The sequence below is a fragment of the Aeromonas sp. ASNIH7 genome (assembly GCF_002903485.1).
Classification (GTDB): Bacteria; Pseudomonadota; Gammaproteobacteria; order Enterobacterales; family Aeromonadaceae; genus Aeromonas; species Aeromonas caviae.
On record NZ_CP026226.1, the window covers coordinates 4,057,873 to 4,071,731 of the forward strand.

A 13,859-nucleotide genomic window follows, 5' to 3' on the forward strand; every position below is an offset into this window, starting at 1 on the left:
AACTCAGATGAATGACCGGTCAGGCCGACGGCCACCGGCAAGGAGAACAAGATGAAAGCACAAGGGTTGGCCCTGGGCCTGGTTCTGCTGCTGACGGGCTGTGCCACCAATACTTCCGGCGTGGCGCTCTATGGCGCGGCCGGTGCGGCGGCGGTGGCCGAGCAGCATCAAAACGTCAACGTCACCCTGACCGAACTCAGCCGGCGCCAGCAGAACGGCCTGTTGCAGGTCAACGTGGCGGCGGCCAGCACCCAGCGTGGTGACAACACGCTGCAATATCTCTTCTACTGGTATGACGACGCGGGGCAGGAGGTGGCCAGCGATGGCCGCGGCTGGACCCCCCTCAAGCTGCATGGCTACCAGACCCGCACCCTGTCCGCCCTGGCGCCGAGCCCGGCTGCACGGGGTTACCGGATTTACGTTCGCGAAGTGATGGAGGAATCCTACTGATGAAAATGAATCATGCCCTGCTGATCCTGACCAGCGCCCTGCTGCTGGGCGGCTGTTCCAGCACCACCGTCAGCTATGGCGATCCCACCGAGACCGAGACGGTGACCGTCGATTACGGCTCCTCCGACTTGCAGGCCATCGCCGACAAGATGGCGGATTCCATGCTGGCGTCCCCGGCCACCAGCGAGATCACCGCCGGGGGCCGCCCGGTGATGTTCATGGACTCCATCCGCAACAAGACCTCGGAGCACATCGACACCGAGGCCATCACCGACACTATCCGCACCAAGCTGCTGCGCTCGGGCAAGTTCCGCTTCGTGGACATGAGCAAGGTGGCGGCGGTCAAGCAGCAGCTCGAATACCAGCAGGGCAGCGGCATGGTGGATCCCGCCACCATGGTGCGGCTCGGCAAGCAGACCGGTGCCCGCTACATGGTCTATGGCAACCTCGCCAGCATCGTCAAGGACAACGGCAAGGTGAAGGACGTCTACTACCAGATGACCATGAACCTGATGGATGTGGAGAACGGCGAACTGCTGTGGGCCGATCAGAAAGAGATCCGCAAACAGGCCAAGAAGTCCACCTTTGGCTGGTGAGGACCCGCGGGGGCAGGGGGATCTGGCGGAGCTGGCGCTCCTCGCCAGCCTGCCGGCGCCCTGGGATCAGGGGCGCCTTGAGCCGCTGGGCCAGGGCCTGACCAACGGCAACTACCGGCTCTGTCTCCCCACTGGCGAGCAGGCCTTCCTGCGCCGCGGTCATCCGGATCCGGTGCGCCTTGGCATCGACCGGGCCACCGAGTGGCAGCTCTACCAGGGGGCGGTGGGGCAGGGGCTGGCGTTGCCCTGTCATCACGGCGATCCCGCCACCGGCCTGATGCTGCTGGCGTGGTGCGACGAACCCAACTGGGCCGAGCAGGCGCCGCCTCTCGCCGCGCAACCCCGCCTGATGGCGGAGGTGCTGGTACGGCTGCACCGCCTGCCGGTGCCGACCGTGGTGATGGCGGTGCGGGCCCACAGCGGCGGGTATCGGCAGCGTCTGGCCCATATCCCTCCCTGGCTGCCCGCCCTGGAGCGGGCCCTGCTCGCGAGCCGGGAGCCGGACGACTGCTGGCTCCCTTGCCATCACGATCTCAATCCGGCTAACTTGTTGGGGTCGCGGCCCTGGGTCATCGACTGGGAGTACGGTGCCGCCGGTCATCCTGGGTTCGAGGTCGCCAGCATCCAGCGCACCCACGGCTGGAGCGAAGAGCAGCGGTGCCAGTTGGAGAGCTGCTATCTTGAAGCCATGGACGGGGCACCGACGGGGCTGGGGCACCGGGGATTTCAGGCCGATGCCTTCCTGCCCTGGGTCGATTACATCGGCCTGCTGTGGGCGCTGCTGATGGCCGAACAGCAACCCGGGCCCGAATATCAGGCCCTGATCGATATCAACCGCCAGCGCCTGGAGTGATGCCAGGCAACGGCCCGCGCGACGCGTGTATTCAATGAATGGGAGGCATGCATGGTGACCACATTCTCATGGCGTCAACCGCGTAGCTGGAGCCTGCTGCTGCTCTGCCTGCTGCTGACGGGTTGCGCCACCCGGGTGATCTACTACTGGCTCGACTCGGCCATCGTCTGGCAACTGGACGACTACTTCTCCCTGGACCGCAGCCAGAAGAAGCTGCTGGACCAGGAGGTGAAGGGGCTGATGGCCTGGCACCGGCAGCATGAGCTGCCCATCTATGCCCGGGATCTCGACGCCCTGGCCAAGGCGGTGGCCAGCCCCATGAGCCCGGCCCAGGTGACCCTGCATCTGGACAGAACCCAGGCGAGCCTGACCCGTACTCTGGAGAATGCCATTCCCCGCACGGTGCGCCTCGCCAAGACCCTGACCGACGAGCAGGTGGCTCGCTTCATGGCCGATCGGGTGAAGCGCCAGCAGGAGCGCCAGCACGATTTTGCCACCCAGTCGAAGGCCGAGATGATCAAGGGCTTTCGGGAGAAGATGAACGAGCGCCTGGTGTTCTGGATTGGCAAGGTGAAGCCGGCCCAGGAGCCCCTCATCACGCAGTGGGCCGAGTGGCAATACGAGATGATGGCCCCCTGGCTCGACTTTCAGGAGGCCTGGACCAAGGAGCTGGATCGGCTGATGAAACAGCGCCAGAGCCCGGATTTCGGCCAGGAGCTGACCCGCTTGCTCCAGCAGGGGGACGGCCTGATGGATGGCCGCTTCACCGGCTACACGGACCAGTCCCGCCAGCGCACCATCCAGTGGCTGAGCGATCTCAGCCACTCCATGGATCTCTCCCAGCGGGCCCACCTCTACACCCTGCTCAAGGACTATGCCGAGGACTTCGAGGGCATGACCCGCAGCCGCTGAGGACGCGGTGAGACAACACAAGGGCGGCGGGCCCCGGGCCTGCCGCCCTTGTTCTTGTGGGGCAGGCTGTGGTAGCTTGCCCTTTCTATTGTGTGGGAATTAACTTTTGAACCTGACCGACAACGTGAAACTGGCGGCGATGACCCTGCTCATCACCCTCGCACTGTTGTTCTCTACCCTCTCGGTGGAGGGGGGTCAAGGTACCCGCGTTCCAGCCCTCGGCCCAGCAGGCCCACTCGCTGGCGGAGGGGGCGGCACCTGCCGACGCAAGCCCGGCGGCCCACGGCGTCAGCGGCAGTGACGATGGCATCGTCAAGTTCGTCGGCTCCCACCAGAATCACCTGCTGCGCCTCGAGCACTCCCTGAGCCGCGATCATCAGCCCGGCAGCGTGGTCTACGAGCTGGTGATGAGCTGGTCCCAGCAGGCGATCCTGCTGCTGCTGTGCGGCCTGCTGTTCTATGCCGCCCTCTTCTACCCGGGGACGAGCTTTCGCGATCACTTCGCCGGCATTCACAGGCGCCGCCTGCAGCGCCGGCATCTGCAGTACCGCTTCGCCCAGAGCTTCCTCGCCTGACCCCGATGGGGTCAGCTTGCCACCTGTTGCCTCATCTTCTCTCTGTTGCTGTTCACTTTTAGTGAACGGCTAGGCTGTCTTGTTTCATTTTTTTGCACGGTGCGACCCCGGTGTCGCCCCTTGCCATCGCCTGACAGAGGCCGATTTCATGAGAAAAAAGAGTCATACCGTGTTGAACCGCATGAGCCTGTGGCAGTACGCCCTGTTGCTGCTGATGCTGGTCACGTTCGCGTTCTATTCCCTGCCCACCTTCTTCGGTGAGCAGCCCTCCCTCGGTCTGCACGGCCAGTCGCGCCTGAGCGACGCGCAGCGCACCCTGCTGGCCGAGAACCACATCGACCCCCTCAAGCAGATCGCCCAGGGTGGCCGGATGGCGCTGGTGTTCGCCAGCCAGGGGGAGCAGCAACTGGCCAAGCAGTTGCTGGAGCAGCAGGGGCTGGACAGCGCCGCCCTGACCCTGGAGTTCTACTCCAACGCCCCGGCCTGGATCAGCCGGCTCGGCGCCGATCCCATCAAGCTCGGGCTGGACCTGCGCGGTGGCTCCCAGCTGCTGATCGGGGTGGACGTGGATTTTGTCATCGACAACCAGACCAAGAACCTGGTGGATACCCTGCGCACCCGTTTTCGCGAGGCCAACCTGCGCGGCGCCAGCGTGATGCGCACCGCCCAGGGGAGCGTGGCCGTCACCCTGCCCGACGTGGCGGGGCAGGAGGCCTGGCTCTCCATCATCAAGGAGAGTGCCGGTACCCGCCAGGATCAGTGGACACTGAGCCGCTCCGGCAATGCACTGACCCTGGTGCTGAGCGACGCCGAGCGCACCTTGCTGGTGAACAACGCCGTGACCCAGAACCTGTCGATCCTGAAAAAGCGGATCAACGAGCTCGGCATCGTCGAGGCCTCGGTGGTGCGTCAGGGGCAGGACGGCATCCGCATCGAGCTGCCGGGGGTGCACAACCCCAAGCAGGCGAAAGAGGTGATCGGCGCCACCGCGTCCCTGGCCTTCTATGAAGCCAAGGCCGACAGCCGCTTCTTCATGGCGGATCGCAGCGGCCAGGCAGTGGGGCTGGCCCGCCAGCCGGTGCTGAGCGGCGAGCACATCGTCGATGCCCGCGCCAACATGGGGGAGATGGGGCAGCCCCAGGTCAACATCGTGCTCGACACCCTGGGGGGGAGCAAGATGAACCAGTTCAGCCGCCAGCACGTGGGCAAGCCCATGGCCACCGTCTTCACCGAGTACAAGACCAACACCGAAGGCAAGCTGCGCGCCCGAAGCGAGGTGATCAACGTCGCCACCATCCAGACCGCCCTTGGCAACCAGTTCCGCATCACCGGGATCGGCAGCCTGCCCGAGGCCCAGGAGCTCGCCATGCTGCTGCGGGCCGGGGCCCTCACCGCGCCGCTGAAGATCCTGGAAGAGCGCAGCATAGGCCCGACCCTGGGTCTGCAGAACATCGAGGCGGGCTTCACCGCCCTGGCGTTCGGCATGGCGGGCATGATGCTGTTCATGATGGCCTGGTATCGCAAGTTCGGCTGGGTCGCCATCACGGCGCTGGTCGCCAACCTGCTGATGCAGGTGGGGATGCTGGCGGTATTGCCGGGGGCCGTGCTGACCCTGCCGGGGATCGCCGGTCTGGTGCTCACCGTCGGCATGGCGGTGGATACCCATGTGCTGATTTTTGAGCGGATCAAGGACCGGCTGCGGGAAGGGGGGTCTTTGGCCAACGCCATCGACTTTGGTTATCGCTCGGCGTTTCGCACCATCTTCGATGCCAACATCACCACCCTCATCTGCGCCGTGGTGCTCTATGCCATCGGCTCCGGGCCGCTGCAGGGCTTCTCCATCACCCTGATCCTGGGGCTCATCTCCAGCATGGTGACCGGCATCTGGGGCACCCGCGCCATCATCAACCCCCTGTGGGGCAACAGCCGCGCCAAGCTGCTGAGGGTATGACCATGAACCGACTTCATCACCATGACGCCGCGCCCGTGAGTCTGTATGACCTGCGCACCGACCGCTTCCTGCCGGGAAGCCTGTACCACCTGACGTCGAGGGAAGAACAATGCTGAGAATGATCCTGGCCATGGGGCTGACCCGCTGGCGCTATATCGGGCTGTGGGCCTCCGTGCTGCTGACCCTGGCCTGCGTGGCCGTCCTTGCGACAAAAGGGCTCGCCCTCGGGCTCGATTTCACCGGCGGGATCCTGCTGGAGTTTCGCATCCAGACCCTGAAGGAGGCCCATGAGCTCAACGCCCTGCTGACGGCGCCCCTGGCGGGGGTGGTGGAGCTGCACGGCGCCGGTGTGCCCGGCGAGTGGCTCATCAAGCTGCCCCCCCACGCGCTGCCCTGGGCGGCGGAGGATCTGGCGACCATGCTGGGGCAGCAACTCGCCCTGCCGGTGGAGCTCTTGCGCACCACCATCGTCGGGCCCCAGGTGGGCGCGGAGCTGTTCCAGCAGGGGATGCTGGCGGTGCTGGTGGCCTCGCTCGCCATCTCCGCCTACCTGGCGGTGCGCTTCGAGTGGCGCCAGGCCATCGGCATCCTGGTGTCGGTGTTGCACGATGGTCTGGTGGCCATCGGGCTGCTCGCGCTCTTTGACATCGAGTTCGACCTCAACGTCATCGCGGGCCTGATGGCGGTGATAGGCTACTCCCTCAACGACAGCATCGTCATCTCGGACCGGTTGCGGGACTTGCTGGGGTCTCGTACCCGTATGGGGATCCACGAGTGCTCGGACGTGGCCATCAAGGCCACCTTCAGCCGCACCATGATCACCTCGGGCACCACCCTCTTCACCGTGGGGGCCCTGCTCCTGTTCGGCGGCGACGCCCTCTACGGCTTCTCCTTCACCCTGTTCGCCGGCATCCTGGTGGGGACGCTCTCCTCCATCACGGTGGCCTCCACCGTGCAGGAGCTGCTGGGGCTCTCCCCCCAGGCCTACCAGAAAAAAGAGGAGGAGCTGGCCGAGGCGGCGTGACCGCCGAGCGCCCCGTCACGGGGCTCATGGGCCGCCAGTGCGGCCGCCCCGGGCAAAAAAGGAAGGCGAATGCCTTCCTTTTTCCATTCTGCCAGAGGGGGGCGGCGGTCCCGAAGGCCGGGTTGGGGCGGCGGGTGTGACGCGGCCGAGCAGAAGTTGAAAAGTGTAATGAAATGCATGTTTTAGGCGCTATTTTCGGGGCCCGCATCGGCTGCACTGGCAGGGAGTCTATGGATGGAGTAAGCACTCATGAATATCGCTCGTCGGCTTCAACTCATTGCCCTGCTGGTCATGCTGGCCCTGGGGTGTCTCAGCTGGTTCAGCATCAGCAGACTCTCCTCCGCCAATGCGGATCTCAGCTATGTAACAGACAACACCGTCCCCAGCATTTCCACGATCAAGGAGATACAGACAGACTTCTACGCCCTGCATTCATTGATCCAGGCGCACGTGCTCAACACCGACGACGGCAAGATGAGTCAGATAAAGCAGAGCATTGCATCCCTTCACACCAAGATGGACGCCCTGCTGAGCCAGTATGAAAACGGGATGATCTCCAATGAGGAGGACAGGCAGCTCGTCGCCGATGATCGGCGCCTGGTTGCCCAGTACGGCAAGGCCTCTGAAGACGTCCTGCGCCTGTCCCGCGAGAACAAGAATGTGGAGGCCAGAGAGGCGATCGACAAGGAGCTTGCCCCCTTGTTTGAGCAGCTTTCCCAGGCCATCGACAAGCACGTCCACTTCAACATCCAGCAAGGTGACGCCGTCAAGCTGCGAGGCGAGCAGAATGCCGATAGCAGCATGCAGGCCCTGTTGTTCATCTCGGTGGGCACGGGTGCCCTCACGCTGGTGCTCTTTCTCTGGCTGTTCAGGCAGGTCGCCAATCCCCTCCGTCTGGCCATGGCGACCCTGTCCGAGATCCAGCGCGACCTGAACTTCACCCTGCGGGCCAATGTGAGCCAGCAGGACGAGATCGGCCAGACGCTGACGGCGGTCAACCGCCTGCTGGACACCTTGCAGCAGACCTTCACCGAGTTCTCGGTGGGCAGCCTGCAAATCAAGAGCACGGCAGAGTCCCTCTCCCAGGCGGCCCAGCACATGGCGGAGTCGGCGAGTCAGGCCAATGACGCCACCAGCCTTATCGCCGCCGGGGTGGAGGAGATGAGCGTGAGCATCACGGACATCTCCCAGCGCACCCAGGAGACCAGCCGCATCACCAATGAATCCGGCAAGCTCGCCAGTGACGGCGGGGCCACCATAGAGCGCACTGTGCTCGCCATCAACGACATCGCCGATGCCATTCGTCAGGCCTCCCGCGATGTGACGGCGTTGGGGGAGGGGATCTCCCGCATCGGTGGGGTGGTGAACGTCATCAACGATGTGGCGGGGCAGACCAACCTGCTGGCGCTCAACGCCGCCATCGAGGCGGCGCGGGCCGGTGAGCAGGGACGCGGCTTTGCGGTGGTCGCCGACGAGGTGCGCAAGCTGGCGGAGCGGACGGCCCAGTCGACCCAGGAGATCTCAAGGACGGTGGAGGCTATCCAGCAAGGGTCCGAGGCCACGGTGGCCAGAATGGTCCTGGTGGAGGAGAAGGTGGCGCAAGGGGTGGCCATGGCGACGGAAAGCGGGGCCATCATCACCCAGATCCGCCAGGCCTCCCATCGCGTCATGGATCAGGTCGGCGAGATCACCCTGGCCATCCGCGAGCAGACCTCGGCGGCGGAATCCATCGCCCTCCAGGTCGAGCAGATAGCCCAGGTGGTGCAGCAGACCAGCAGCACGGCGGAGGAGCTGAACGTGACCACGGAGAATATCCACCAGCAGATCTCCCGCTATCGCATCCAGTGAGGTGCGGATCGGTTGTTCTCTCCCCGCCATGCCCATGGCGGGGATTTTTTTATGTCAGAACCCCGAACCGGGCTGTTGCAGGAAGGCGGCCTCTTCCTCCGTGCTCGCCCTGCCCAGGATGGCGTTGCGGTGGGGGAAGCGGCCAAAGCGATCGACGATCACCTGGTGGCGGCGGGCAAAGTCGGCAAAGCCTTCGAAGGTGGTCCGGGCCGGGTCTGTGGCCTGCTCGTCGGCCAGGGCCTCGAACAGGGCGACGCTTCTGGCCTGCTGCTCTTTGGACTCCGCGTGCTCGAGGGGCAGATAGAAGAAGACCCGGGCCAGCGGCGAGAGCCCCTTGTCGACCACGAGGGTGAGCCCCTTGAGGCACAGCGCCCTGGCCTTGTCGTCCTGGGCGAAGGCGGCGGGGGTGTGGCGGTGAAGGTTTCGCGGCAGCTGGTCCAGCAGCAGGATGAGGGCCAGGCGCCCTGCGGGATCGTCCTCCCAACGGGCGAGCTCGCCCGCTGCGGCACGGGCCGCCAGTTCGCCGAAGCGTGAGGCCAGCAGGGCATCGGTCTCGCTGCTCTTGCCCCACCAGAGGGGGGCCTGACGGGCGGCACGGGGAGCGTCGTCTGCGTCATCGCCAAACCAGAAATCGAGCAGAGGTTGCCAGGGTTGCATGGGAACTCCTTGGGCCGGTGGCCGTGAGGTGAAAACGGAGCAGGGGATCTGCCATGGGGGGCTGCCGCCGTGGCGGCTTCCCGTTACACTGTGCCATCTTTTGCCCCAAAGGGTGATCCCCGGATGGGCCCGTGGTCCCCTGACCCCCTCATCACCCTGACCGGGGCAGCCCGGATGTGTCCCACTCAATAGAAGGAATGCCAGATATGGCCGGAGCCAGTTTGTTGACCCTGCTCGATGATATTGCCAGCGTGCTCGATGATGTCGCCCTGATGACCAAGGTGGCGGCGAAGAAGACGGCCGGGGTGCTGGGGGACGATCTCGCCCTCAATGCAGAGCAAGTCTCCGGGGTGCGGGCCGAGCGTGAGCTGCCGGTGGTGTGGGCGGTGGCCAAGGGGTCGTTTCGCAACAAGCTCATCCTGGTGCCTGCCGCCATCGCCATCAGTGCTCTTATCCCCTGGCTCATCACCCCGCTCCTGATGCTGGGGGGGGCCTACCTCTGTTTCGAGGGGGCGGAGAAGCTGGTCCACAAGTTCCTGCCCCACGAGGAAGAGGCGCATCAGGCGGCGCCGGTGCCCGAGGATCTGGCGGCCTATGAGCGCCAGAAGGTAAAGGGGGCCATTCGCACCGATTTCATCCTCTCGGCGGAGATCATCGTCATCGCCCTCGGCACCGTGCAGGGGTCGAGCCTGGGCCTGCAGATCGCCGTGGTGGCGGGCATCGCCCTGCTGATGACCGTCGGGGTCTATGGCCTGGTGGGGCTCATCGTCAAGCTCGACGACATCGGTCTGCACCTGCTGCAAAAGCCCGATGGCGGCGCCGTGCGCCGGGCGGTGGGGCAGGGGCTGCTGGTGACGGCGCCCCGTCTGATGCACCTGCTTGCCCTGGTGGGCACCATCGCCATGTTCATGGTCGGCGGCGGCATTCTGGTCCATGGCTGGCCCTTCCTCCATCATCTCATCGAAGGGACGGCGGACACGGTGGCCGCCCTGCCCGGGGTCGGCGGGGTACTGGCCGTGGTGACGCCCACCCTGCTGAGCGCCTTGGCCGGCGTGGTGGCAGGGCTGGTGCTGGTGGTGGCCATGACCCTGGTGAGCAAGCTTCAGCCCGCCAAATAGGTCGCTTGTCGGGGGAGGGCCGACAGGGGCCGTCGCACCCGGGGGCGCTCTTCTGCCGGTTGCCTCGAATGGGGGCTAGGCAAGTGCCTGGCCCCCTTCGTACTATCCGGTTTCACCCGCCCGCAGAGGCGGGGTGACCCGATATGGACGCAAACAGACAAGGACAACCATGAAACCACCCGTTTGGCGAGATGATCACATCTATGCCGCCCCCGACGATCCTGCCATCGAGGCCGCCTTCCAGGAGGCTGCCCGCGCCCTCACCCGGCTTGACGCCCTCCTGGCGGACCTGCCGGATCCCGCCCATCCCGTTGCGGATGCCAATGCCCTGCGCCACCTGCTGCGGGCCATCCGCCGCGAGGCCAACGGGGTGAAGAGCCTGGTCTGGAACAGTCAGGTCTATGGTTACAACCGGCTGAGCCAGAACGGGCGCGACGAGGAGGCCCGGGTACTGCTCTCCCGGGGCCAGCAGCTGGAGGCGACCCTGGCCCAGCGCAGCAAGCCGGTGGACCTGTTCTGGGTTCGCGCCCCCAAGTCACTGGTGCGCACCCTGCTGCAAGATCCCGAACTCTTCGAGCTGGCCTACCACATCCATCACGACAGAGCGCAGCAGGATCAGTGGCTTTCGCTCGAGAGCGAGCAGCTCATCGAGGGGTTGGCGGTAGACGGCCTGCAGGGGTGGGGGGATCTCTATGACAACCTGGTGGGGCGGCTGCTGCCGGTGGTGGAGGGGGTGCCCATGGGGCTTGCCCAGGCGGACAACCTGCTCGCCCACCCGGACAGGGCGCGGCGCGCCAGTGCCTGGCACGCCATCCAGGGCGCCTGGGAGGCGGAGCAGGAGACGGTGACCGCCATTCTCAACGCCATCAACGGCTGGCGCAACGAGCTCGGCCGCCAGCGTGGCAAGGGGCGCAGGCTGGATGCCCTCGAGGTCACCTGCCATCAGGAGCACATCACGGGCGCGACCCTGGAGACCCTGATGGCGGCGGCCGGGGAGCACAGGGAGCTCGGGCGCCGCGCCTTGAGGGCCATGGCCTGTGCCCAGCAGATCACCGACTTCGCCCCCTGGGATCTCTTTGCCCCGGCGCCCCAGGCCGTGCACGGCAAGTTCGGCTTCGAGCAGGCGCTGAATCTGGTGATGGAGGCCTTTGCCGCCTTCGATCCCGAGATGGGGGCGTTTGTCCGCATGATGGCCGACAAGGGGTGGATTGATGCCGCCCCGAGCGAGCACAGGCGAAGTGGCGCCTATTGCACCGAGTATGCCGATCCGCCCGAGCCAAGGGTCTTCCTCACCTTCGAGGGGACCATGGACAACGTCATCACCCTGGCCCATGAGCTCGGCCACGCCTGGCACAGCTGGTTGCTGCGGGATCTTCCCTTCGAACAGCGGGGCTACCCCAAGACGCTGGCGGAGACCGCCTCCCTCTTTGCCGAGATCCTGGTGCGCGATGCCCTGCTGGCCGCCACCGACAAGGTGGAGCAGCGCCGGGCCATCGCCTGGCTGGACGGGGAGCGGGCCGCGAGCCTGCTTCTCGACATCCCCGCCCGCTTTGCCTTCGAACGCGCCCTGGTGACGGCGCGGGAGGCGGGTTACGTGGGGGCGAGCCAGATGCGGGAGATGATGAAATCGGCGCAGCAGCAGTGCTATGGTGACGCCCTCAGCCAGTATGACGAGTTGTTCTGGGCCAGCAAGGGTCACTTCTCCATCGCCGAGTCCGGGTTCTACAACTACCCCTATCTGTTTGGCTATCTCTTCAGCCTGGGGCTCTATGCCCAGCATGCGCGGGCCGGGGGCGAGTTTGTGCCCGCCTATCGCGCCCTGCTGCGAGATACCGGCCGCATGAGCGCCGAGGCGCTGGTGGAGAAGCACCTGGGGGTCGACATCCGCGAACCCGGGTTCTGGCAGGAGAGCCTGCGCTATGTGGAAGAGGCGGTGGTGCGCCTCGAGCGGCTGGTGTGATGCCTGCCCGCGAAGGTGGTGGCTCTGGCCACCTGGATTTCACGACGGGCCAGGCCCGTCCCTGACGATGAGCGTTCGATGCAACAACGAGTCTATCCACAGCAGTGGCAAAATGATCACATCTACCCCTCCCTCGACAGCTGTGTCCTCGAGGCGGACATGAGCCTGGCCCGCGCCAGCCTGGCCGAGCTGAGCGGTTTTATCGAGGGACTGGCCCAGGTTCCGCGCACCCCAGGCGCCTTGCAGGACTTCCTCAGGGAGGTACGCCTGCGGGCCCGGCGCATTCGCGACATCGGCTGGAACATCGCCGTGCTGGCCGCCTGCAAGGGGAGCCAGGACGCCCGGGATCCCCTCGCCAAGCAGGTTGCCTCCCGGGCCCGTGCCCTCAATGCGGATCTGTTCAAGACGCTGGCCCCCATCGAAGATCTGATGCTGGGGCTGCCTGCGCCCGAGTTTGAGCGACTGATGGCTGACCCCTTGCTCGGGGAGGAGGGGTACCGGCTGCACCACGAGCGCCGCCTGCAGGATCAGCGGCTGCCGGTGGAGGCGGAGCAACTGGTCATCGGCCTTGGCACCGATGGCCTGCACGCCTGGGGCAACCTCTACAACGATCTGGTGGGCAAGATAAGGCTGGTGATCGCGGGTCGCGAGATGGGGCTGGCGGAGGCGAGCAACCTGCTCTCCAGCCCGGATCGTGCCCTGCGCAAAGAGGCCTTCGATGCCATCAGCGCCGGCTGGGAAGGGGAGCAGGAGACGGTGGCAGCCATCCTCAACGCCCTCAACGGCTGGCGCCTGGAGCTCTCGCGCCAGCGCAGCAAACACCGGCGCCTCGATGCCCTGGACGTTTCCTGCCACCAGAGCCACATCGAGCGGGCGACCCTGGATACCCTGATGGCGGAGACCTGGCAGGCCCGCCATCTGGGCCAGCGGGCCCTGGGGCTGATGGCCGGTCACCTCGGCCTCGAGGTGCTGGGGCCGGAGGATCTCTTTGCGCCGCCCCCTGCCGCCAGCCGCCGGGAGATCCCCTTCGAGGAGGCGGTCGACATCATCGCCCAGGCCTTCGCGCGCTTTGACCCCGAGATGGGGGACTTTGCCCGCATGATGGCCGAGCGCGGCTGGATTGATGCCGCCCCCACCCCCAACCGGCGCACCGGGGCCTATTGCACCAAGTTTGCCGAGCCGGTGGAGCCGCGGGTCTTCATCACCTATGCGGGCACCATGGACAACGTCATCACGCTGGCCCACGAGCTCGGTCACGCCTGGCACAACTGGCTCATCCGCGACTTGCCCATGAGCCAGCGCAGCTACCCCATGACGCTCGCGGAGACCGCCTCCATCTTCGCCGAGACCCTGGTGCGCAGCGCCCTCTACGAGCAGGCCCGAAGCGCCGAGGAGCGTCTGGCCATCGCCTGGGCGGATGCCGATGGCGCCGCCACCTTCCTGGTCAACATCCCGGCCCGCTTCGACTTCGAGCGGGCCCTGGTGGCCGAGCGCGAGCAGGGCTATGTGTCGTCGACCCGGCTCAAGGGGCTCACCGACGAGGCCTGGGGGCGCTGGTACGAGCAGAGCCTCGACCGCTATCACCCCCTGTTCTGGGCCGCGAAGGCGCACTTCTCCATCGCGGGCTTCGGTTTTTACAACTACCCCTACCTCTTTGGCTATCTGTTCAGCCTCGGGGTCTATCAGCAGCTGATGAGCCGCAAGGCCGCAGGGGAGGCGGGGGTGGCCGAGGCCTACCGCGCCCTGCTGCGAGACACCGGTCGCATGAGCGCCGAAGAACTGGTCGAACGGCATTTGGGGCAGGACATTCGAAAACCCGCCTTCTGGCAGGGGAGCCTGGCCCTGGTGGAAGCGGCGGTGGCGCGCTTCGCCCAGTGCGGCGGGTAACCTCGCCAGACCCGGTTTGCGCCATGTC

The 13,859-nt window shown here is 65.9% G+C and carries 11 protein-coding genes and 1 pseudogene; 11 read left to right on the top strand and 1 reads right to left on the bottom strand.

Annotated features, from left to right (window positions below; genetic code table 11):
- Window positions 1-51: 51 nt before the first annotated feature.
- The 8 genes and pseudogenes from C2U47_RS19130 to C2U47_RS19165 all read left to right on the top strand — a co-directional run bounded on the left by C2U47_RS19130 (window position 52) and on the right by C2U47_RS19165 (window position 8,209).
- The gene (locus tag C2U47_RS19130) at window positions 52-450 is read left to right on the top strand and encodes a YcfL family protein (protein WP_010674345.1); all 399 of its coding nucleotides are present in this window, start codon (window positions 52-54) and stop codon (window positions 448-450) included.
- Complete coding sequence (gene lpoB, locus C2U47_RS19135) at window positions 450-1,046, top strand: penicillin-binding protein activator LpoB (RefSeq protein WP_103261852.1); 597 nt, start codon at window positions 450-452, stop codon at window positions 1,044-1,046. Before C2U47_RS19130 ends, lpoB begins: the two co-directional genes overlap by 1 nt.
- A complete protein-coding gene (locus tag C2U47_RS19140) occupies window positions 1,036-1,899 on the top strand; it encodes a phosphotransferase (RefSeq protein ID WP_103261853.1) in 864 nt (287 codons plus the stop codon). Before lpoB ends, C2U47_RS19140 begins: the two co-directional genes overlap by 11 nt.
- Window positions 1,900-1,950: 51 nt before the next feature.
- Window positions 1,951-2,811: a DUF6279 family lipoprotein gene (locus C2U47_RS19145; RefSeq protein WP_041215412.1), complete on the top strand. Its 861-nt coding sequence runs from the start codon at window positions 1,951-1,953 to the stop codon at window positions 2,809-2,811.
- Between the two features lie 106 nt (window positions 2,812-2,917).
- Window positions 2,918-3,386, top strand: a pseudogene (locus C2U47_RS23660) (hypothetical protein).
- Window positions 3,387-3,534: 148 nt separating this feature from the next.
- Window positions 3,535-5,337, top strand: a complete 1,803-nt coding sequence (secD, locus tag C2U47_RS19155; protein WP_103261854.1) for a protein translocase subunit SecD — start codon at window positions 3,535-3,537, stop codon at window positions 5,335-5,337.
- A 109-nt stretch (window positions 5,338-5,446) separates the two neighbouring features.
- Window positions 5,447-6,361: a protein translocase subunit SecF gene (gene secF / locus C2U47_RS19160; RefSeq protein ID WP_029314368.1), complete on the top strand. Its 915-nt coding sequence runs from the start codon at window positions 5,447-5,449 to the stop codon at window positions 6,359-6,361.
- 249 nt (window positions 6,362-6,610) lie between these two features.
- Entirely contained in the window at window positions 6,611-8,209 is a 1,599-nt protein-coding gene (locus tag C2U47_RS19165; protein ID WP_103261855.1) for a methyl-accepting chemotaxis protein, read from the top strand.
- 54 nt (window positions 8,210-8,263) lie between these two features.
- On the opposite strand, the gene C2U47_RS19170 is transcribed toward C2U47_RS19165, so the two are convergent.
- Window positions 8,264-8,866 (bottom strand): DUF924 family protein, encoded by a 603-nt coding sequence (locus C2U47_RS19170; RefSeq protein ID WP_103261856.1) that lies wholly within the window; start codon window positions 8,864-8,866, stop codon window positions 8,264-8,266.
- Window positions 8,867-9,072: 206 nt separating this feature from the next.
- Between C2U47_RS19170 and C2U47_RS19175 the strand changes: the two genes are divergently transcribed.
- The 3 genes from C2U47_RS19175 (at window position 9,073) to C2U47_RS19185 (ending at window position 13,831) form a co-directional block, all read left to right on the top strand.
- Window positions 9,073-9,984 (top strand): DUF808 domain-containing protein, encoded by a 912-nt coding sequence (locus tag C2U47_RS19175; RefSeq protein WP_041212856.1) that lies wholly within the window; start codon window positions 9,073-9,075, stop codon window positions 9,982-9,984.
- 169 nt (window positions 9,985-10,153) lie between these two features.
- Window positions 10,154-11,944, top strand: a complete 1,791-nt coding sequence (locus tag C2U47_RS19180) for a M3 family oligoendopeptidase (RefSeq protein ID WP_103261857.1) — start codon at window positions 10,154-10,156, stop codon at window positions 11,942-11,944.
- Between the two features lie 78 nt (window positions 11,945-12,022).
- The gene (locus tag C2U47_RS19185) at window positions 12,023-13,831 is read left to right on the top strand and encodes a M3 family oligoendopeptidase (protein WP_103261858.1); all 1,809 of its coding nucleotides are present in this window, start codon (window positions 12,023-12,025) and stop codon (window positions 13,829-13,831) included.
- Window positions 13,832-13,859: the final 28 nt, after the last annotated feature.

Coding starts and splice junctions, on each gene's coding strand:
- C2U47_RS19130 (WP_010674345.1), top strand. CDS start 52: ATGAAAGCACAAGGGTTGGCCCTGGGCCTGGTTCTGCTGCTGACGGGC.
- lpoB (WP_103261852.1), top strand. CDS start 450: ATGAAAATGAATCATGCCCTGCTGATCCTGACCAGCGCCCTGCTGCTG.
- C2U47_RS19145 (WP_041215412.1), top strand. CDS start 1,951: ATGGTGACCACATTCTCATGGCGTCAACCGCGTAGCTGGAGCCTGCTG.
- secD (WP_103261854.1), top strand. CDS start 3,535: ATGAGAAAAAAGAGTCATACCGTGTTGAACCGCATGAGCCTGTGGCAG.
- secF (WP_029314368.1), top strand. CDS start 5,447: ATGCTGAGAATGATCCTGGCCATGGGGCTGACCCGCTGGCGCTATATC.
- C2U47_RS19165 (WP_103261855.1), top strand. CDS start 6,611: ATGAATATCGCTCGTCGGCTTCAACTCATTGCCCTGCTGGTCATGCTG.
- C2U47_RS19170 (WP_103261856.1), bottom strand. CDS start 8,866: ATGCAACCCTGGCAACCTCTGCTCGATTTCTGGTTTGGCGATGACGCA.
- C2U47_RS19175 (WP_041212856.1), top strand. CDS start 9,073: ATGGCCGGAGCCAGTTTGTTGACCCTGCTCGATGATATTGCCAGCGTG.
- C2U47_RS19180 (WP_103261857.1), top strand. CDS start 10,154: ATGAAACCACCCGTTTGGCGAGATGATCACATCTATGCCGCCCCCGAC.
- C2U47_RS19185 (WP_103261858.1), top strand. CDS start 12,023: ATGCAACAACGAGTCTATCCACAGCAGTGGCAAAATGATCACATCTAC.